This is a genomic window from Acinetobacter sp. CE-15 (assembly GCF_051059255.1).
Lineage (GTDB): Bacteria > Pseudomonadota > Gammaproteobacteria > Pseudomonadales > Moraxellaceae > Acinetobacter > Acinetobacter guillouiae.
Genome location: NZ_CP192737.1, coordinates 1,024,695 through 1,047,927 on the forward strand (window position 1 = coordinate 1,024,695; position 23,233 = coordinate 1,047,927).

General features: G+C 41.1%; 6 protein-coding genes. All 6 read left to right on the top strand.

What is annotated here, in order from left to right; all coding sequences use genetic code 11:
* The first annotated feature begins 48 nt into the window (after nt 1–48).
* The 6 genes from ACQ7EO_RS04930 to ACQ7EO_RS04955 all read left to right on the top strand — a co-directional run bounded on the left by ACQ7EO_RS04930 (nt 49) and on the right by ACQ7EO_RS04955 (nt 23,137).
* Complete coding sequence (locus ACQ7EO_RS04930; RefSeq protein WP_434279035.1) at nt 49–4,926, top strand: Ig-like domain-containing protein; 4,878 nt, start codon at nt 49–51, stop codon at nt 4,924–4,926.
* Nucleotides 4,927–5,192: 266 nt separating this feature from the next.
* Nucleotides 5,193–6,401, top strand: a complete 1,209-nt coding sequence (locus tag ACQ7EO_RS04935) for a TolC family protein (protein ID WP_434279036.1) — start codon at nt 5,193–5,195, stop codon at nt 6,399–6,401.
* Nucleotides 6,402–6,447: 46 nt separating this feature from the next.
* Nucleotides 6,448–8,631, top strand: coding sequence for a type I secretion system permease/ATPase (locus ACQ7EO_RS04940; RefSeq protein ID WP_434279037.1), 2,184 nt, complete (start codon nt 6,448–6,450; stop codon nt 8,629–8,631).
* A 79-nt stretch (nt 8,632–8,710) separates the two neighbouring features.
* On the top strand, nt 8,711–9,943 hold the full coding sequence (locus tag ACQ7EO_RS04945) for an HlyD family efflux transporter periplasmic adaptor subunit (RefSeq protein WP_434279038.1): 1,233 nt from the start codon (nt 8,711–8,713) through the stop codon (nt 9,941–9,943).
* A 221-nt stretch (nt 9,944–10,164) separates the two neighbouring features.
* A complete protein-coding gene (locus ACQ7EO_RS04950; RefSeq protein WP_434279591.1) occupies nt 10,165–11,910 on the top strand; it encodes a ShlB/FhaC/HecB family hemolysin secretion/activation protein in 1,746 nt (581 codons plus the stop codon).
* A 70-nt stretch (nt 11,911–11,980) separates the two neighbouring features.
* Nucleotides 11,981–23,137, top strand: a complete 11,157-nt coding sequence (locus ACQ7EO_RS04955) for a filamentous hemagglutinin N-terminal domain-containing protein (RefSeq protein WP_434279039.1) — start codon at nt 11,981–11,983, stop codon at nt 23,135–23,137.
* The last annotated feature ends 96 nt before the right edge of the window (nt 23,138–23,233 follow it).

Sequence of the window (23,233 nt, forward strand, 5' to 3'; positions counted from 1 at the left end):
TTTGATTCTATTAATTAATGCTTAATTATTGAAATTAAGGAAATAAACGTGACTGTAAAGAATATTGTTCTCAAAATTAATGCTAAAAAATCAACACTCGATACCTTGAATATTGAAGGGGGCGAGTTTGGTCGTGGTTCTCAAGGGAAACCATTAAAAATTGCTGCAAAAGCAAATGTTCATTATGAGTTTACCGATAAAGAGACTTCATTTGGGCCAGAAAATATTGCGACTAAACGCCATGATAAGGATTTGTGGATTAGTTTCGAAGGTGGGGATGTTGATCAGCCAGATCTGATTATTGAAAACTATTATGCTGCAAATGGTGAGTTGGGCTATTCAGAAGGGGAGTCTAACTTACTGATCGGTCAGCATGAAAATGGTAAATATTACCCTTATGTCCCAGAAAGTTCAGAAAAAAGTGATGCAGTAAGTTTGCTTGCGGATCAAGTTGAAGCTGGTCAGGCTTTAGGTGGTGAAGAAGTTGCAGCATTTTGGGCCTTTAATCCATTATGGCTATTGGCTTTGGTTCCGATAGCGGCAGTGGCTATTGGTCAAGGTCATGATAACAATAAAAAATCTCCTGTAATTGAACATCCTCAGCATGTTCCTATCGCAGAAAAAGACAGTGCTAACACCAAAGAAGACACGCCTATCATCATTGATGTGACTGCAAATGATACCGATAAAGATGGTGACTTAGATCCAAGTACGGTGGTGATCACGAAACAGCCTCAGAACGGTACGGTCAGTGTTGATCCAATCACAGGTGAAGTAACCTATACTCCAAACAAAGGTTATGTTGGTCCAGACCAGTTTGAATATACCGTCAAAGACAAAGCTGGCAATGTTTCTGATCCTGCAACTGTAGTGGTTGAAGTCAGTGCAAATCCTGTTGCAGTTGATGATAGCGCTAACACCAAAGAAGATACCCCAATCATTATTGATGTCACTTCAAATGATAGTGACAAAGATGGTGACTTAGATCCAAGTACGGTGGTGATCACGAAACAGCCTCAGAACGGTACTGTTAGTGTTGATCCAATTACAGGCGAAGTGACTTATACCCCAAACAAGGGTTATGTCGGTCCAGATGTATTTGAATATACAGTCAAAGACAAAGCGGGGAATGTGTCTGATCCTGCAACTGTGGTAATTGATATCACAGCCAATCCTGTTGCGGTTGATGATAATGCTAACACTAAAGAAGACACGCCTATCATTATTGATGTGACTGCAAATGATAGTGACAAAGATGGTGATTTAGATCCAAGTACAGTAGTGATCACAAAACAACCACAGCATGGTACGGTCAGCGTTGATCCAATCACAGGTGAGGTGACTTATACCCCAAACAAGGGTTATGTCGGTCCAGATCAGTTTGAATATACAGTCAAAGATAAAGCGGGGAATGTCTCTGATCCTGCAACTGTAGTGATTGATATCACCGCCAATCCTGTTGCGGTTGATGACAGTGCTAACACCAAAGAAGATACCCCAATCATTATTGATGTGACTTCAAATGACACTGATAAAGATGGTGACTTAGATCCAAGTACAGTAGTGATCACAAAACAACCACAGCATGGTACTGTCAGCGTTGATCTAATCACAGGTGGAGTAACTTATACCCCAAACAAGGGCTATGTTGGTCCAGACCAGTTTGAATATACTGTCAAAGACAAAGCTGGCAATGTGTCTGATCCTGCGACTGTGGTAATCGATATCACAGCCAATCCAGTTGCGGTTGATGACAGTGCTGAAACTAAAGAAGACACCCCAATCATTATTGATGTGACTGCAAATGATAGTGACAAAGATGGTGATTTAGATCCAAGCACTGTAGTGATCACGAAACAGCCTCAGAACGGTACGGTCAGTGTTGATCCAATCACAGGCGAAGTGACCTATACCCCAAACAAGGGTTATGTCGGTCCAGATGAATTTGAATATACCGTCCAAGACAAAGCTGGGAATGTGTCTGATCCTGCAACTGTAGTGGTTGAAGTGAGTGCAAATCCTGTTGCAGTTGATGATAGTGCTAACACCAAAGAAGATACTCCAATTATTATTGATGTGACTTCAAACGACACTGATAAAGATGGTGACTTAGATCCAAGTACGGTGGTGATCACGAAACAGCCTCAGAACGGTACTGCTAGTGTTGATCCAATCACAGGTGAAGTGACCTATACCCCAAACAAGGGTTATGTTGGTTCTGATGCATTTGAATATACAGTCAAAGACAAGGCTGGCAATGTGTCTGATCCTGCGACTGTGGTAATCGATATCACCGCTAATCCAATTGCAGTTGATGATAGTGCTAACACCAAAGAAGACACCCCGATCATTATTGATGTGACTGCAAATGACACTGATAAAGATGGTGATTTAGATCCAAGCACTGTAGTGATCACGAAACAGCCTCAGAACGGTACTGTTAGTGTTGATCCAATCACTGGAGAAGTGACTTATACCCCAAACAAGGGTTATGTCGGTCCAGATGAATTTGAATATACAGTCAAAGATAAAGCGGGGAATGTCTCTGATCCTGCAACTGTAGTGGTTGAAGTGAGTGCAAATCCAGTTGCGGTTGATGACAGTGCTAACACCAAAGAAGACACCCCAATCATTATTGATGTCACTTCAAATGACACTGACAAAGATGGTGATTTAGATCCAAGCACAGTAGTGATCACGAAACAGCCTCAGAACGGTACGGTCAGCGTTGATCCAATCACAGGCGAAGTGACTTATACCCCAAACAAGGGTTATGTCGGTCCAGATGAATTTGAATATACAGTCAAAGATAAAGCGGGGAATGTCTCTGATCCTGCAACTGTAGTGGTTGAGGTAAGTGCCAATCCAGTTGCAGTTGATGACAGTGCTGAAACCAAAGAAGATACCCCAATTATTATTGATGTGACTGCAAATGACAGTGATAAAGATGGTGACTTAGATCCAAGTACTGTAGTGATCACGAAACAGCCTCAGAACGGTACTGTTAGTGTTGATTCAATCACAGGCGAAGTGACCTATACCCCAAACAAGGGTTATGTTGGTCCTGATGCATTTGAATATACAGTCAAAGACAAAGCTGGCAATGTATCGGATCCAGCTCACGTAACTTTAGATATAAGCCCTACAGGTACCTTAACCGAGATACTCAAAGAAGCTGATTTAGGAGATGGTTCAACAGCCGCTGTTGTAAATGGTGAATTGAGTTTAGATAACCCTAGTAATGCTGACATTAGCGATATTTTAATGACATTGCCAACAGTGGATGTCACTTCTGGTGGTGAGACAATAAACTGGACTCAAACAGCAAATGGCGGCTTAGTTGGAACCACGCCAAGCGGTCAAGAAGTGATGTCGATTACTTTGGGTACACCAGTGACCAGCAATGGTAAAACCACAATTCCTTATGAAATTGGTCTTAAAGCGCCAGTGGATCATGTTGGTGAGAACAGTGAACGTTTAGATCTTGATTTTGGTATCAATACCAATATTGGCGATGCTAACCTTATTATTACTGTGGAAGATGATAAATCAGTAGCAGCGCCAATATCTGTAGTTGCAGATGGTGAGACGACTTTTTATGCGAACGTGATCATTAGTCTGGATCTCTCTAGCAGTATGGGTGCAAGAGATAGCGGTATTCCAGATCCAGTAAATGGTGGCGAGAAAATGCGTATGAACGCAGCTGTCGAAGCGATTGAAACGATGCTAGATAAGTATCAGGAGCAACTTGACAGTGTAGCCCCAGGTAATGGAGACGTGAAAGTGAATATCATTGGCTTCTCAAAATTAGCCAAGCATCTTTCGTTACCTGGTCAAACAGATACATGGGTGTCATTAGACGACGCCAAGAAAATTGTGAAAGGATTATATAATTTTGGCACTCGACCAAAAGATATTGGTGTAGATACCAACTACGATGCGGCTTTACAAGAAGTTATTCATAGTTATTTGAATAATCAAGGTGCTGGTCCTGTTGTCGGTGTGGACGGCGCTAAGGTGAACAATAGTTTGCTCTTTGTCAGTGATGGTATTCCAAACTTTGGTAATGGCACTGATGGAGTACGTGGTATCCAACCAACGTCACCATCAAATTATGAACCAGGCAATCAAAATATCGATATCGGTGAAGATAAGTGGACAGCGTTCTTAAAAGAACAAAACATAAAATCTATTGCGATTGGTATTGGTCCTCAAATGGATGAGGGTGCAGATTTCTTAAAACCAATTGCTTTCGATGGCGAAAAAGGCACCAACAAAGATGGTTCGAGTGACATTATTATTTTGAAAGATATGTCTGATCTCGGCGGTATTATGTCTGAGTTGGTTCCAGAAGCTACTGATACTCAGGGGTCTATTCGTACGGATGATGTGGGCAATATTGTTTCATCTTTCGGTGCCGATGGTGCTGGTCAGTTAATCATTCAGATTGATGCGTATGACTATACTTATGACTATGCAACAAACCAAATCACCAGTAGCAATAGCAATGCGAGTATTTGGCAAGATGCTGGTAATGGTGTATTGATGGTGAAAACAGAGATCGGTGGTAGCTTTAAATTAAATATGTCAGCAGATAAGTTTGGTGACTTTAGTTATAACCCAGCTCCGACTCGTCCTGTAGGTAAAACCCAAGAAGAGTTTACATTTACACTTGTCGATAAAGATGGCGATAAATCTAGTGATAAATTGCTCATTGATATTCAATTAATTCCTGAAGCAAGTGCCAGTAAAGCAGCACTGAGCATGAGTAATCAGTTGGATCATTTAGAGGTTTTTAATGCAGTTGGTCATACTTTAGATGGCTTTGCCAATACGCCAAATCCAGCTGAAGTTGTGAATACAAACCATATCAATGTCTCACAACATTTAGAGCAACTCAGTGTTGAGCAGCCTAACTTAATTTAAGTCTAATTAAGCCGTACAAAAAGCATTTTCTACATCCTGTAGCGAATGCTTTTTGTATATTTATCTGGGTTTTTTAGTGTGGTTTGGCATGCACGTGATGGTGCTATACCACATTTAAATAATACTTCAATGCAAATTTATTGAAAATACAGTTAAAACAAATGGTTATGTTTATAGCCATTGATTGTATTTCTGGTAGCCGATAGAACTCATCAATGCAAATGAATAGAAAACTGACGCGGTCAATATCTCTGTGTTTTATAGGGATGTTGGCAATACATGGCCCATTGGTACATGCAGCGACGTTAAAAGAGATACTCAAACAAGCGCTGGTCAATGATCCTGTGATACAGGAGGCTCAGGCAAATGTGTCTTTTGCACATAGTACGATGCAGACGACTAAGGCTGAACATTATCCGATTGTCAGTGCTATAGGGACTCAAGTACTCGGTCAACAACATAAATATGAAAGTAATGCGCGAGAAACGCATTTTGCTCCTGGTCTACGCGCGACCGTCAATGTTTATGCTTGGGGTGGGATCGAAGCAGCCGTTGATCGAGATAAGAAAAAGGAAGCTTATTATCAATATACTGCTGAACAAACCAGAGAAGACCTTGGTTATAAAATCAGTAAATTGTATTTAACCGCATTAAGGACCAAAGAGTCTTTGGTTGTTGCAGAACGAAATTTAAAACGTCACGATAAAATGCTGCATGATTTAAATATTATTGTGCAACATGATTCAGGTCGGCTCAGTGAGTTGGCCCAAGCTCAGGCACGTCGACTAAAAGTAGAAACAGGTATTGCTGAATTACGACGTACTTTAGGTTTAACTGTGAGTCGATTAGAAGTCTACACGCAAGATTTTTTAGCACCAGATACGATTGTTGATCCTTTTTATGGAATGGCATCTCAAGATTTTATTACCCAATACCATCGTGCTGAAGTTGATCAAATACCCAGCTATTTAGCACAAAAAGCAGAACATGAAAGTGCACTTGAAGATATTAAAGTGTCTAAAGCGGCTCAAATGCCGAGTATTAATTTAGAAGGGACGGCAAGTCCAGATAATAAAGAAATCTATTTAAGAATGTCATGGGACATCTTTAACCAAGGTTCAAAGCATAAGATCTCACAGAAAAATCAAACCAAGATCGCTGTAGCGTCGCGTATGCAACAAAGCTTACGCGATACCATTGAACGTAGTCGAACAGCCATGTTCGATATGTCTCAAAATGAACAACGCGTTAAATTAGTGAATCAATATATTGATGTTCAACAAAAAGTCGTTTGGGCTTATGAACAACAATTCAAAATCTCTCGTCGAACATTAATTGATGTACTCGATGCTTATAACGAGCTTGCAAATATTGAAGCAACAGAAGTGGAAGCTCGTAATGATTTTAGAGCTGCGACTTTAGAGTATTTATTGGCTCAAGCCAAAATCAGTCAGTGGGCTGGTGTCACAAACTAACTTGGTTTCCCGATTATTTTCAAAGTATTTATTTAAGTAGAACAACATGAAATCTATTATTTCACATATCGCATTAACGACTAAATTATTAGGTAGTCCGATTAGTGAAGCTGCTTTATTGGCACGGGTTGGGCGTGATCAAGATTTAAAGATTGATTATGGCACGCTCACAGAAGTTTTACGGAGTTATGGTTTTGATAACCAATTGTCGAGGCGATCTTTACAAGATATTCCAACACTTGCTTTACCTGCCACGATCTTATTAAAAAATGAAGAAGCTGCGGTGATTACCGAAGTTACATATCATGCTGACGAACGGACTTATCATTTATTGCAAACAGATGGGATGACCAAAGTCATCACTGCAATGCAGTTGGAACAATTGTACTTAGGATTTTGTTGGTTTATTAAGCCAAAAGTTCAATCAGATTTGCGTTCTGATTTACCTGAATATCATTTGCCTAAAGCTTGGTTTTGGAAGGTGATTTGGCGATTTAGAAAATATTATTATCAAGTTGTATTGGCAACACTGATGATTAATTTTTTAGCTTTATTAAGTTCACTATACGTTATGAATGTATATGACCGTGTTATTCCAAACCAAGCTTTTGAAACATTATGGGTGTTAAGTATTGGTGTGATCATCGCGATTAGTTTTGAGTTTATTTCTAAATTAATTCGTTCTTATTTAACTGATATTGCAGGTAAAAAAGCAGATTTAATTATTAGCTCGGCACTCTTTAGACGCGTTATGCAGTTACGTTTAGTCGATCGTCCAAGTTCGGCTGGGGCCTATGCCAATAATCTACGTGAGTTTGAAGCGGTTCGCGAGTTTATGACCAGTGCGAGTTTACTGACCATTGTTGATTTGCCTTTTTTATTTTTATTTATCAGTGTGATTGGATTAGTCGGTGGCAAGCTGGCCTTTGTGCCCTTGGCCTTAATCCCAATTATGATTGCAGTGGGCTTCTTTGTGCAAAGACCATTGGCTCGCTATATCAATGAATCTATGAAGGAGTCATCTCAAAGACAAGGCTTGGCAGTTGAAGCAATTGATGGAATCGAGACGTTAAAAACCAATAATGCCACAAATTGGGCGCAGCAACGTTGGGATAATTTCACTGCAAAAACTTCTGTATCTTCGATTAAAGTTCGAAATTTAAGTAATTTGGTGGTGAATTTTGCCGCAAGTATGCAGCAGTTAAATACCGTCTTCTTGGTGGTATTCGGGACTTATTTAATTCACAGCAGTAATCCCGATTATAAAATTACCATGGGGGCTTTGATTGCTTCGGTGATTTTATCTGGTCGAGCACTTGCGCCATTATCCCAAATAGCCAGTTTAGCGATTAAATTTCAGTCAGCCAAATTGGCCTTACAAGGGATTAATAATATTGTTGCAAGACCTATTGAGCGCGATCCTAGCCGGCAATATATCAGTTTAGCATCGGTCGAAGGTCAGATCGCTTTTGAGCATATCCAATTTCAATATCAACGAGATGCAGCACCAGCAGTCAAAGATATAACCCTAAATATTAACTCAGGTGAAAAAGTTGCTATTTTGGGACATATTGGGAGTGGAAAAAGTACTTTATTAAAACTCGCAAGTGGTCTTTATGAGGCCAATGCAGGTCATGTTACTTTAGACAATATTGATATACGTCAAATCGACCCAAGTGATTTACGAAGCAAAGTCAGTTTGCTTAGCCAAAGCCCTCGCTTATTTTTGGGTACGCTTAGGGACAATCTCGAATTGGCAAGAACTGATCATTTTTCAACTGATCAACAGTTAATGCATGTATTACATCAGTTTGGCCTCGATAAGGTGATCAATCAGCATCCGCAAGGCTTAGACATGCAACTCGGTGAAAACGGCTTAGGGTTATCTGGCGGGCAAAAGCAACTCATTGCTTTAGCAAGATTAACCTTACGTGACCCACAAGTGGTACTGCTTGATGAACCCACCACTGGACTAGATCAAGAAACAGAATTATCTGCCTTAGATGCGCTTCAAAACTGGGCAAAGCAAAGAACATTATTGGTGGTTACCCATCGTCCCCAAGTCCTTGCATTGGTTGATCGTATTATTGTAATGGAAAATGGCGCCATTGCGATGGATGGTCCTAAAGCAGAGATTCTTGCCAAATTAGTTCAACAACAGCGGCAAAATATTCCTCCTGTAAAACCCAAAGTTCATCGGGTGAGTGTCAGTGCTCGGATCCGTAAATAACCTGATGCTTTAAACGTCAAGATTTGGTCGGATGAGAAACGATGTTGTTATGATTATGCAGATTAAGTAAGTGAAAGAAATGAAAAAACAAACTAAACAGCCCCAAATCAGCCAATCTGATTTGAAGCTGTTAAACGATTTGAATGGTGCCTTACAGCAAGAAAAACATTATGGCTATTTCGCGGTAATTGTTTTGCTATTCGTGTTAATCGTCGTATTTTTAATTTGGGCGTATAACAGTACCTTAGAAGAGGTGACGCGAGGCCAAGGAAGTATTATCTCTAGTAGTCGTGAGCAAATTATTCAAAGTTTAGACCCTGGGATTATCATGGAAATGAGAGTAAAAGAAGGGGATGTTGTTGAAAAAAATCAAATTCTACTCAAACTAGATGATACTCGCAGTTCTGCTATTTTAAGAGAGAGCGAGGCTAAGGTTGAAAATTTAACCGCAATTGCAGCACGATTGAAAGCGGAAACTACAGAGACGAAGCCGATATTTCCTCAAGAGATTTCAAGGGAATTAAAGCAAAGAGAATATCAGGCTTATACGGTAAGACGACAGTCGATGGTCGATGCGATCGAAGCATTAAAAGCCAGTAAAAGTTTCTTGGATCATGAGATTTCGATTACCCAACCGCTGGCACAGCAGGGATTGGTTTCAAATGTGGAAGTATTGCGTATGCAACGACAATCCGCAGATCTGGGGGCGCAAATTTTAGATCGGAAAAATCGCTATTTAACCGATGCGAATAATGAGTTGGTAAAAACAGAAGCTGAATTGGCACAGGCGCGAGAAAATATGGCGATGCGTGCGGATCCTGTTGATCGTTCATTTATTCAAGCACCACTTCGCGGTATTGTGAAAAATATTAAAATTAATACAGTGGGCGGTGTGGTCAATGCAGGACAAGATATTTTAGAAATTGTTCCTTTAGATGACAAACTTTTGGTTGAAGCTTATATACGCCCACAGGATGTGGCTTTTCTTCGTCCCGGATTGCCTGCTGTTGTTAAAATAAGTGCCTATGATTATTCGATTTATGGTGGCTTAGAGGGGGTGGTGACACTGATTAGTCCCGATACTCTGAGTAATGACAAACGTAATAGTGAATTGAAATTAAACCAAAATGAAGTCTACTATCGTATCTTGGTCAAAACCGATGCAAATAGTTTAGTAGATAAACAAGGGAAAAAGCTTCCGATTATTCCGGGTATGGTGACCACTGTTGATGTAAAGACTGGTGAAAAGACCGTATTTCAATACTTGATTAAACCGATTACGCGGATGAAACAAGCTTTACAAGAACGATAAAAACCGCGGGCTTAAACGGTTAAGTTAGAGTCATTTCATATTTTGATCTATCCCCCAAATATGACCTTGTCGTTGATAGGTCAAGATTGGGGGAGGTGATTTTATAGAACGATAATATTTATTGTTTTTAGATCTATGATGAAAAAATCTGAATTAATTATTTACAAAATGTCATAATTTCGAAATAATAAAACGTGAAATTTATCATAATTATTATTGACATGCAGAACTTCATCTATAAAAGAACCACTTTAGCCGTTTTTTTAACGCTTTTGGGTACAGTAACAAACGCAGCAGATCCTCAATTACGTCCAGACTTAGAAATAGATGCCGTACAACGCCAACAACAACGTGATGAAGCATTACAAAAGCAATTACAGCCGGAAGCTGTAGTGCAAACGGGACTAGAAAAACAACTTCAAATTCAACCACAACTGCAATATCTAAAATCAAACAGTGAAGATGTGTGTTTTGAAATTAAAAAATTTGTATTGATTGGGGATGATGCACGTCAATTTACTTTTGCGATGCGCCCCGTCACGCAAGGTCAACATAATCTCATTGGCCGATGTATTGGGGTACAAGGCTTAAACCAAGCCTTAGATCTAATTCAAAACAGTATTATCAGTCATGGGTATGTCAGCACCCGCATGCTGCTACCTCAACAGAACATTGCTTCAGGTGAAATTAAACTGCAAGTGATTGCTGGGAAAGTAGATCAAATTCAATTTGTTCAAGGGACGTCTAAGCGTGCTCACAAATTTAACGCCTTGCCTGTTCAGTCTGGGGATATTTTAAATATTCGGGATATTGAACAAGGTTTAGAAAACTTTAAACGCGTGCCGACTGTTGAGGCTGACTTTAAAATCAAACCCTCAGAACAGCGTAACCAACCTGGCTATAGTGATTTAGAGTTGGCATGGCAACAATCAAAACCCTACCGGATTCATTTAGGTGTTGATGATGCAGGCTCAGATTCAACTGGGAAATACCAAGGCACAGCAACCTTATCTTTAGACCATCTGTTTACTGCAAATGACTTGTTTTATGGCAGTTATAACCATGATTTGGGTGGGGGAGATCAAGGTAAACGCGGAACGGACGGCTATTATTTAAGTTATAGCATTCCACTCAAATATTGGTTACTCAGCACCAGTTATAGCCAGTCTGATTATAACCAAACGGTTGCAGGTGCCAGTGAAAGTTATAGCTATAGCGGCAAAAGCAAACTGATTGGGGCAGATTTATCTCGGGTACTTTACCGTGATGCCAAACGAAAAACCACCGCCAGTGTGGGAGGATGGTATCGGGAATCACAAAACTTCATCAATGATGTAGAAATTGAAGTACAACGTCGAAAAACCGGTGGCTGGAAAGCCAGTTTGGATCATACAGAATATCTAGCCAATGCGACTTTAACAGGCAATTTAACCTATAAACGCGGTACAGGTGCATTTAATGCAATGCATGCACCTGAAGAGCAATTTGGCGAAGCCTATACCCATGTCGGTATTTTACAAGCCAATGCCAGTCTGCAAGTCCCATTTAAAGTTGGTAATCAATCGCTACAGTATCTTGCTGAATGGCGAACGCAGTACAGTAAAAAACCACTGACCCCACAAGATCGATTCTCGATTGGGAATCGCTATACCGTAAGAGGGTTTGATGGTGAACAAACTTTATTGGCAGATAACGGCTTTTTAGTCCGTAATGAAATCAGTGGCTCGATGTTTAAGCTTCCGATGCAATGGTACACAGGAATTGACTATGGTGAAGTTGGGGGTAAAACCGCACATGAACCAAATCCATTGCTGGGAACAAGTTTAATGGGTGCTGCCTTTGGATTACGTGGGCAAGTCTTAAAATCGGTCAATTATGACGTTTTTGTTGGGACGCCGTTAAAAAAACCAGACCACTTTAAAACAGACAATGTGACGACAGGATTTAGCCTGAACTGGATGTATTAATCCATTACATCCCATGTCCATATGCAACATTCAATCTTGAAAAAATATTAAAACATTTAGGTAAAACATTATGAATAAGAATCGTTATCGCGTTATTTTTAGTCAAGCACGTGGCATGTTTATTGCGGTTGCTGAGATTGTAAAAAGCCGTACAAAAACAGCGGGGCAATCACATAGCATTGGTGAAATCGAAATAGAGGATGTCACGGGAGCATCTTCAATCACCTATAAAAAACTCAATCCTGTCAATTTTGCTGTGGTGAGCCTATTGGGTGCAGCAATTTACACCTTGCCGATGGCAACCATCGCTGAAAGTCAAATTGTGGCAGATCGATCAGCACCAAACTCTCAACAAGCCACCATTCTAAACAGCAGCAATGGCTTAACCCAAGTTAATATTCAAACCCCAAGTGCCGGTGGTGTATCACGCAATACCTATACCCAGTTTGATGTGGGTCAGGAAGGTGCGATTTTAAATAATGCACGAAATAATACCCAAACCCAATTGGGTGGTTGGGTACAAGGTAATCCATGGCTAGCCAAAGGTGAAGCCAAGGTAATCCTGAATGAAGTGAACAGCAGTAATCCGAGTCAATTAAAGGGCTATTTGGAGGTTGCGGGTAAACAAGCGCAAGTGGTGATTGCCAACCCATCTGGCTTGATCTGTGATGGCTGTGGGGTGATTAACGCAGATCGTTTTACCTTAACCACGGGTCAAGCAGTAATGCATCAAGGTTATCTTGATTCATTCCGAGTACGTGAAGGGCAAGTCACGATTGAAGGGAAAGGCTTAAATGGAAGCTTAACCCCTTATACTGATATTTATACACGTGCTTTAAATGTCAATGCGGGTCTATATGCCAATGAACTAAAAACCGTGTTGGGTCAAAACGACATCAATGTTCAAGATCAAAACTCAACAAAGATTACTGCCACAACAAGTACCACATCTTCACCTACACCGAGCTTTGCCCTTGATGTTGGAAAATTAGGTGGCATGTATGCTGGAAAAATCTATTTGGTCGGTACTGAAAAAGGTTTAGGGGTGCGTAATGCCGGGTCACTCAATGCCACGACAGGTCAAATGTATTTAAATGCCAATGGTGACTTAACCAATACAGGCAATATGATTGCCAATAAAGATCAACTGCAATTAAATGCAGAAAATATTAAAAATACAGGAAACATCAGTAGTGCTACCTCACAAGTTAGAGTGGATAGCCAAAATTTGGATAACTCAGGTTTAATCAGCAGTGCAGACGAACTGTATTTAAACCAACAAAAAACTTTAACCAATGCAGGAGTATTAAACGCTGCACGTATTGTGCTGGATGCCAATAGCTTAAAAAACAGTGGCTCAATTGAGCAGACTGGGGCGCAATCACTAGATTTAATCTCAGGCTCAATAAGCAATACTGGCGGCAGAATTGGTCTTACTAAAAATTCAGCAACATCAGGTGACACTGGTGTTAATAATGGAGGAAGTGCAGGTGAAACAAGTGGTTCAGGTTCAACTGCAGTAAAACCGAACAATCCAGCTCAAGATGGTGGCAGTGTTGAGATTGCCAAGGACAGTTCTACGACAAATGATCCAAAAGACTATGATAAGGGTTATATCCATGTCAAGGAACAGTTGAATAATGATCAAGGCGCGATTATTGCCCGTGGTGTGATCGATTTGGATACCAATAATGTTTTGGCGAACCAAGGGGGTAAGCTGAATCTAGGTCATATTAAAGTTCAGGGCGAAAACTTTAATAATGATCAAGGTCAATTAACAGTTCAACAGGCAGATATTCTCAGCACAATTTTAAGTAATCAATCAGGTCAGATTGCAGTCAATAAAAGCTTAAAGGTTCAATCAACAAGTGCGAATAATAACAAAGGCACCATTCAAGCTGTTGAGCAAGTTGATATTAATATCACCGACTCGTTAAATAATAGCGAAGGAAAAATTGCGAGCGGACAACAGCTAAGCATTCAGGCAGGACAAGTTAATAATCAATCTGGCCTACTCTATTCTGAGCAACAAGATATTGGTCTAGACGTTCAACAAGCATTAGATAACACATCAGGTATTATTCAAGCGAAAACCCAGCTGAATCTGAATAGCCAAAACTTAAATAACAACTCAGGTCAAATTCTAGCTGAAAATATTCAGCAAAAACATGGTTCAGTCGATAATACTCTAGGATCCATTGTTGCAAAACAAAACCTAATCAGTAATGCCATTCAATTTGATAATAATCAGGGGCAGATTCAAGCTAATAATATTGAATTTGAACATAAACAATTGAATAACAGTGGCAGTATTTATGCCGATCAAAATCTGAATATCATAGGGCAAAACTTACAAAATACCGGATCTTTGAGCGCAGGACAGGAAATTCAGCTCAAGAGCGAAACCTTGCAACATCAACAGTCTGGTTTAATCGCAGCAGGGCTGGACCGTCAAGGTAAACTAGGTACAACAGGCAATCTTAAGATTACTGCAGGTCAGGTGGAGCTACATGGACAAAGCTTTGCAGGTGAAAATCTTAATGTGCAAAGTCAAAATCACATCGATGCGAGTAAAGGGCAACTTCAATCCAAAAATATTGAATTAAATAGTCAGTTAGGCAATATCTCGACGCATTCAGCTCAGGTGATTGCAGAACACTTATCATTGAATAGTCATGATGTTATTAATAATCAGCAAGGTACTTTAAGTGCTAAAGACCTTAAGCTAAATGCCAATAGTTTAGATAATAGTCAAGGTCATATCTTACACACTGGAACTGATCAGTTGGATTTGAATTTTAGTCAGAGCCTAAATAACCAGTCAGGTGAGATTCGTAGTAATGCAGCACAGGTCAATCTCAATACGACATTATTAAATAATACTGCAGGTCAACTTATCCATGCAGGAACAGGACAACTCGATATTCAGGTTAATCAGTTACAGGGTAATCAAGGAAAAATACTCAGTAATGGTCAATTACAATTACAAGCAGGAATTCTTGATTTAAGTCAGGGTGTAACTTCAGCTGAACACATTATCCTGAAAGCGAATCAATTAAATCATCAGCAAGGACAGCTTATCCAGCGTGGTAAGCAGAGCCCTCTGACTTTAGCGATACAGCAACAACTGAATAATCAGTTGGGTTTTATCCAAAGCCAGACAATATTGAATATGGATACGGGGGCATTAAATAATCAGGGTGGAACACTTAGTACAGCACAGGGACAGGATCTGAACCTTAAGGTTAAAGGGCTTTTAGACAATAGTCATTCAGGTAAAATTTATGTAGGTAATAATGCCAATATTCAGGCAGGTTCGATTGATAACCATACGCAAGGTCAAATCAATGTTCAACAAAATCTTAAATTAAATAGCCAGTTACAGGTTAACAATCAAACTGGGCAAATTGCAGCAAATGCCGATGTTCAAATTCAATCTCAGGGTATTGATAATAGTGAAGGTCAAATCAGTTCTGTACAGGGCAGATTAGAGTTAGATGCAGGTACAGGATTACTGAGTAACCAATCAGGCTCACTGCAATCAGCGAAAGACATTGAGATTAAAGCAGAGCGCTTACATAGTCAGTCGGGTTTAATCAATGCGCAAGGCTCGATACAAGCACAGATTCAACAAGAGATTGATAACAATGCAGGACAGATCATTGCAAATCAATCAGTGCAGCTCAATAGTCAGGGCTTAAATAATAATGCGGGTCAAATCGGCAGTGTTGAAAGCACACTGAAGGTAGATGCTGGTCAAGGTGTAATCAGCAACCAACAAGGCAAACTGCAGTCTAAACAAGAGCTGAGTTTGAATGCACAAGGGATTGATAACCAGTCAGGTTTAATCGCGACCCAAGGCCATCTTGAATTACAACAACACTGGTTAAAAAATAATAAAGGGCAAGTGATCTCAGGTGAAAGCCTGAATTTAACAGGTCAAGATTTAAATAATCAGGGTGGATTACTGCAAAGCGGTCGAGACTTAAGTTTTAAACTGATTGGCAAACTAGACAATAGCCAATCAGGGCAGCTGATTAGTGGCGGTCATACGCAGATTGATGCACAGCAATTAGAGAATAGCCAGCAGGGTTTAATCAATGCACAAGGCAGCTTGAGCATTAGGACTCAGCAAGACGTCAATAACAATGCAGGTATCATTGCCTCCAACAAGTTTGTCGAAATTCAGAGTCAAGGACTAGATAATAGCCAAGGCCAACTTGGCAGTATCAAAGAACAGGTGACGATCAACACAGGCAAGGGCGCACTGCTTAACCAATCTGGTACGCTACAGTCGACAGGTGATTTAAACGTACAGAGTACGGGGCTGAACAACAATAAGGGTACACTGAATAGTTTAGGCAAAGTCAGCTTAGTGAGTGATGGAGATCTCAGTAATGATGGCGGTCAAATTGCTTCAAATGGTCAGTTAGAGATTACAGCAAATGACTTAAGTAACCAGTCAGGATTGATCCAGACAGGAGAGAAGTCGAATCTAAATCTCAAGTTGGGTGGTGCATTAAGCAATCAAACGGGTCAAATTCACAGTGGAGCAGACCAGCAGATCACAGCGCAAAGTGTTGATAACAGTGTACAGGGTCAAATGACTGCACAGGGACAGCTTAACATTCAGAGTCAAGCTGAGATTAATAACCAGACAGGTAAACTGATCGCCAATGGATTATTACAGGTTAAAGGCGAAGGGCTCAACAATACCCTAGGACAGATCGGCAGCTTACAAGATCAGGTGATTGTACAAGCTGGGCAAGGCGCATTGATCAACCAGTCGGGTACGATCCAAGCGAAGAAAGACTTAAGTGTTACAGCACAAAGTATAGATAACCAGTCTGGTCAAATGAACAGTCAGGGCCAACTGCAACTGAACAGCCAACAGGCAATCAACAACCTAGAAGGTTTAATTGCAGCGGATTTGGGGTTAAAACTCAACAGCCAAGGTTTAAATAACAACCGAGGTCAGATTGGAAGTGCACAGGGTGATGTTGATCTGAATGCAGGCAATGGCTTATTGAGCAATCAGGCAGGCGTGGTGTTGTCAGGCAAAGCGTTAATGCTCAATGCAGGCCAAGTCGATAACAGCAACAAGGGACAGATCAATAGCCAAGCAGATTTAGCGATCAGCACGGTAAAAGAGATCAATAACCAAAGTGGTGTAATTGCTTCAAACCAACAACTGAGCTTAAAGAGTCAGGGACTCAATAACAATGCAGGACAAATCGGCAGTATTCATGCAGGCGTTGTAGTCGATAGTGGTTCAGGAGTTGTTGATAATAATTCTGGTGTGATACAGGCACAGAATGATATCCAGCTTAAGGCTCAAGAATTAAATAGCCATTTAGGTAAGATCAGTTCAGAGAAGAGTATTGAACTCAGCATTGACCAAGGCATAGACAACAGTGCGGGTCAGATTGTTGCCAACGATGCGATTGCTATTCAAAGTCAGGGACTGAACAATGATCAGGGTCAAATTGCCAGTATCAAAGCGCAATTAAGTATTCATGCGGGAGCAGGATTACTGAGTAACCAATCGGGATCACTGCAATCAGCGAAAGACATTGAGATCAAAGCAGAGCGCTTACATAGCCAGTCAGGCTTAATCAATGCGCAAGGCTCGATACAAGCACAGATTCAACAAGAGATTGATAACAATGCAGGACAGATGATTGCAAATCAATCGGTGCAGCTTAATAGTCAGGGCTTAAATAATAATGCGGGTCAAATCGGCAGTGTTGAAAGCACACTGAAGGTAGATGCTGGTCAAGGTGTAATCAGCAACCAACAAGGCAAACTGCAGTCTAAACAAGACCTGAGTTTGACTGCACAAGGGATTGATAACCAGTCAGGTTTAATCGCGACCCAAGGTCATCTTGAATTACAACAACACTGGTTAAAAAATAATAAAGGGCAAGTGATCTCAGGTGAAAGCCTGAATTTAACAGGCCAAGATTTAAATAATCAGGGTGGATTACTGCAAAGCGGTCGAGACTTAAGTTTTAAACTGATTGGCAAACTAGACAATAGCCAATCAGGACAACTGATTAGTGGCGGTCATACGCAGATTGATGTACAGCAATTAGAGAATAGCCAGCAGGGTTTAATCAATGCACAAGGCAGCTTGAGCATTAGGACTCAGCAAGACGTCAATAACAATGCAGGTATCATTGCCGCCAACAAGTTTGTCGAAATTCAGAGTCAAGGACTAGATAATAGCCAAGGCCAACTTGGCAGTGTCAAAGAACAGGTGACGATCAACACAGGCAAGGGCGCACTGCTTAACCAATCTGGTACGCTACAGTCGACAGGTGATTTAAACGTACAGAGTACGGGGCTGAACAACAATAAGGGTACACTGAATAGTTTAGGCAAAGTCAGCTTAGTGAGTGATGGAGATCTCAGTAATGATGGCGGTCAAATTGCTTCAAATGGTCAGTTAGAGATTACAGCAAATGACTTAAGTAACCAGTCAGGATTGATTCAGACAGGAGAGAAGTCGAATCTAAATCTTAAGTTGGGTGGCGCATTAAGCAACCAGACGGGTCAAATCCACAGTGGAGCAGACCAGCAGATCACAGCGCAAAGTGTTGATAACAGTGCACAAGGTCAAATTAGCGCACAGGGACAGCTTAACATTCAGAGCCAAGCTGAGATTAATAACCAGACAGGTAAACTGATTGCCAATGGATTATTACAGGTTAAAGGCGAAGGGCTCAACAATACTCAAGGACAGATTGGCAGCTTACAAGATCAGGTGATTTTACAAGCTGGGCAAGGCGCATTGACCAACCAGTTGGGGACGATTCAAGCGAAGAAAGACTTAAGTGTTACAGCACAAAGTGTAGATAACCAGTCTGGTCAAATGAACAGTCAGGGCCAACTGCAACTGAACAGCCAACAGGCAATCAACAACCTAGAAGGTTTAATTGCAGCGGATTTGGGGTTAAAACTCAACAGCCAAGGTTTAAATAACAACCGAGGTCAGATTGGAAGTGCACAGGGTGATGTTGATCTGAATGCAGGCAATGGCTTATTGAGCAATCAGGCAGGCGTGGTGTTGTCAGGCAAAGCGTTAATGCTCAATGCAGGCCAAGTCGATAACAGCAACAAGGGACAGATCAATAGCCAAGCAGATTTAGCGATCAGCACGGTAAAAGAGATCAATAACCAAAGTGGTGTAATTGCTTCAAACCAACAACTGAGCTTAAAGAGTCAGGGACTCAATAACAATGCAGGACAAATCGGCAGTATTCATGCAGGCGTTGTAGTCGATAGTGGTTCAGGAGTTGTTGATAATAATTCTGGTGTGATACAGGCACAGAATGATATCCAGCTTAAGGCTCAAGAATTAAATAGCCATTTAGGTAAGATCAGTTCAGAGAAGAGTATTGAACTCAGCATTGACCAAGGCATAGACAACAGTGCGGGTCAGATTGTTGCCAACGATGCGATTGCTATTCAAAGTCAGGGACTGAACAATGATCAGGGTCAAATTGCCAGTATCAAAGCGCAATTAAGTATTCATGCGGGAGCAGGATTACTGAGTAACCAATCAGGCTCACTGCAATCAGCGAAAGACATTGAGATCAAAGCAGAGCGCTTACATAGTCAGTCGGGTTTAATCAATGCGCAAGGCTCGATACAAGCACAGATTCAACAAGAGATTGATAACAATGCAGGACAGATCATTGCAAATCAATCGGTGCAGCTTAATAGTCAGGGCTTAAATAATAATGCGGGTCAAATTGGCAGTGTTGAAAGCACACTGAAGGTAGATGCTGGTCAAGGTGTAATCAGCAACCAACAAGGCAAACTGCAGTCTAAACAAGACCTGAGTTTGAATGCACAAGGGATTGATAACCAGTCAGGTTTAATCGCGACCCAAGGCCATCTTGAATTACAACAACACTGGTTAAAAAATACTAAAGGGCAAGTGATCTCAGGTGAAAGCCTGAATTTAACAGGTCAAGATTTAAATAATCAGGGTGGATTACTGCAAAGTGGTCGAGACTTAAGTTTTAAACTGATTGGCAAATTGGACAATAGCCAATCAGGGCAACTGATTAGTGGCGGTGATACGCAGATTGATGCACAGCAATTAGAGAATAGCCAGCAGGGTTTAATCAATGCACAAGGCAGCTTGAGCATTAGGACTCAGCAAGACGTCAATAACAATGCAGGTATCATTGCCTCCAACAAGTTTGTCGAAATTCAGAGTCAAGGACTAGATAATAGCCAAGGCCAACTTGGCAGTATCAAAGAACAGGTGACGATCAACACAGGCAAGGGCGCACTGCTTAACCAATCTGGTACGCTACAGTCGACAGGTGATTTAAACGTACAGAGTACGGGGCTGAACAACAATAAGGGTACACTGAATAGTTTAGGCAAAGTCAGCTTAGTGAGTGATGGAGATCTCAGTAATGATGGCGGTCAAATTGCTTCAAATGGTCAGTTAGAGATTACAGCAAATGACTTAAGTAACCAGTCAGGATTGATCCAGACAGGAGAGAAGTCGAATCTAAATCTCAAGTTGGGTGGTGCATTAAGCAATCAAACGGGTCAAATTCACAGTGGAGCAGACCAGCAGATCACAGCGCAAAGTGTTGATAACAGTGTACAGGGTCAAATGACTGCACAGGGACAGCTTAACATTCAGAGTCAAGCTGAGATTAATAACCAGACAGGTAAACTGATCGCCAATGGATTATTACAGGTTAAAGGCGAAGGGCTCAACAATACCCTAGGACAGATCGGCAGCTTACAAGATCAGGTGATTGTACAAGCTGGGCAAGGCGCATTGATCAACCAGTCGGGTACGATCCAAGCGAAGAAAGACTTAAGTGTTACAGCACAAAGTATAGATAACCAGTCTGGTCAAATGAACAGTCAGGGCCAACTGCAACTGAACAGCCAACAGGCAATCAACAACCTAGAAGGTTTAATTGCAGCGGATTTGGGGTTAAAACTCAACAGCCAAGGTTTAAATAACAACCGAGGTCAGATTGGAAGTGCACAGGGTGATGTTGATCTGAATGCAGGCAATGGCTTATTGAGCAATCAGGCAGGCGTGGTGTTGTCAGGCAAAGCGTTAATGCTCAATGCAGGCCAAGTCGATAACAGCAACAAGGGACAGATCAATAGCCAAGCAGATTTAGCGATCAGCACGGTAAAAGAGATCAATAACCAAAGTGGTGTAATTGCTTCAAACCAACAACTGAGCTTAAAGAGTCAGGGACTCAATAACAATGCAGGACAAATCGGCAGTATTCATGCAGGCGTTGTAGTCGATAGTGGTTCAGGAGTTGTTGATAATAATTCTGGTGTGATACAGGCACAGAATGATATCCAGCTTAAGGCTCAAGAATTAAATAGCCATTTAGGTAAGATCAGTTCAGAGAAGAGTATTGAACTCAGCATTGACCAAGGCATAGACAACAGTGCGGGTCAGATTGTTGCCAACGATGCGATTGCTATTCAAAGTCAGGGACTGAACAATGATCAGGGTCAAATTGCCAGTATCAAAGCGCAATTAAGTATTCATGCGGGAGCAGGATTACTGAGTAACCAATCGGGATCACTGCAATCAGCGAAAGACATTGAGATCAAAGCAGAGCGCTTACATAGCCAGTCAGGCTTAATCAATGCGCAAGGCTCGATACAAGCACAGATTCAACAAGAGATTGATAACAATGCAGGACAGATCATTGCAAATCAATCAGTGCAGCTCAATAGTCAGGGCTTAAATAATAATGCGGGTCAAATCGGCAGTGTTGAAAGCACACTGAAGGTAGATGCTGGTCAAGGTGTAATCAGCAACCAACAAGGCAAACTGCAGTCTAAACAAGAGCTGAGTTTGAATGCACAAGGGATTGATAACCAGTCAGGTTTAATCGCGACCCAAGGCCATCTTGAATTACAACAACACTGGTTAAAAAATAATAAAGGGCAAGTGATCTCAGGTGAAAGCCTGAATTTAACAGGTCAAGATTTAAATAATCAGGGTGGATTACTGCAAAGCGGTCGAGACTTAAGTTTTAAACTGATTGGCAAACTAGACAATAGCCAATCAGGGCAGCTGATTAGTGGCGGTCATACGCAGATTGATGCACAGCAATTAGAGAATAGCCAGCAGGGTTTAATCAGTACTCAGGGTGATCTTCGTATTACCAGTGTGCAAGACATAAACAATGCAGCAGGCATCATGGTTGCTAAACAAAATATAAATTTAAGTAGTCAAGGTTTAAACAATAATAAAGGTCAGATTGGTACTGAACAGGGAGATTTGAAGATTCAGACTGGTCAGAAAGGCCTAGACAACCTTACAGGACAAATTCAGTCAGCTAAGACACTTAATATCAGCAGTAGTGGTCTAACAAACAGTGGTGTAATTAGTGCATTAAATACACTCAATATTGATAGTCAGGGTGATATTCATAATGATGGCGGTCAAGTTGCTTCAAATGGTCAGTTAGAGATTACAGCAAATGACTTAAGTAACCAGTCAGGATTGATCCAGACAGGAGAGAAGTCGAATCTAAGTCTCAAGTTGGGTGGTGCATTAAGCAACCAAACGGGTCAAATCCACAGTGGTGCAGACCAGCAGATCACAGCGCAAAGTGTTGATAACAGTGTACAGGGTCAAATGACTGCACAGGGACAGCTTAACATTCAGAGTCAAGCTGAGATTAATAACCAGACAGGTAAACTGATTGCCAATGGATTATTACAGGTTAAAGGCGAAGGGCTGAACAATACTCAAGGACAGATCGGCAGCTTACAAGATCAGGTGCTTGTTCAAGCTGGGCAAGGCGCATTGACCAACCAGTTGGGGACGATTCAAGCGAAGAAAGACTTAAGTGTTACAGCACAAAGTATAGATAACCAGTCTGGTCAAATGAACAGTCAGGGCCAACTGCAACTGAACAGCCAACAGGCAATCAACAACCTAGAAGGTTTAATTGCAGCGGATTTGGGGTTAAAACTCAACAGCCAAGGTTTAAATAACAACCGAGGTCAGATCGGAAGTGCACAGGGTGATGTTGATCTGAATGCAGGCAATGGCTTATTGAGCAATCAGGCAGGCGTGGTGTTGTCAGGCAAAGCGTTAACGCTCAATGCAGGCCAAGTCGATAACAGCAACAAGGGACAGATCAATAGCCAAGCAGATTTAGCGATCAGCACGGTAAAAGGATCAATAACCAAAGTGGTGTAATTGCTTCAAACCAACAACTGAGCTTAAAGAGTCAGGGACTCAATAACAATGCAGGACAGATCGGCAGTGTTCAAGGACAGATTCAACTGGATGTAG

Coding starts and splice junctions, on each gene's coding strand:
- ACQ7EO_RS04945 (WP_434279038.1), top strand. CDS start 8,711: ATGAAAAAACAAACTAAACAGCCCCAAATCAGCCAATCTGATTTGAAG.
- ACQ7EO_RS04950 (WP_434279591.1), top strand. CDS start 10,165: ATGCAGAACTTCATCTATAAAAGAACCACTTTAGCCGTTTTTTTAACG.
- ACQ7EO_RS04940 (WP_434279037.1), top strand. CDS start 6,448: ATGAAATCTATTATTTCACATATCGCATTAACGACTAAATTATTAGGT.
- ACQ7EO_RS04955 (WP_434279039.1), top strand. CDS start 11,981: ATGAATAAGAATCGTTATCGCGTTATTTTTAGTCAAGCACGTGGCATG.
- ACQ7EO_RS04935 (WP_434279036.1), top strand. CDS start 5,193: ATGTTGGCAATACATGGCCCATTGGTACATGCAGCGACGTTAAAAGAG.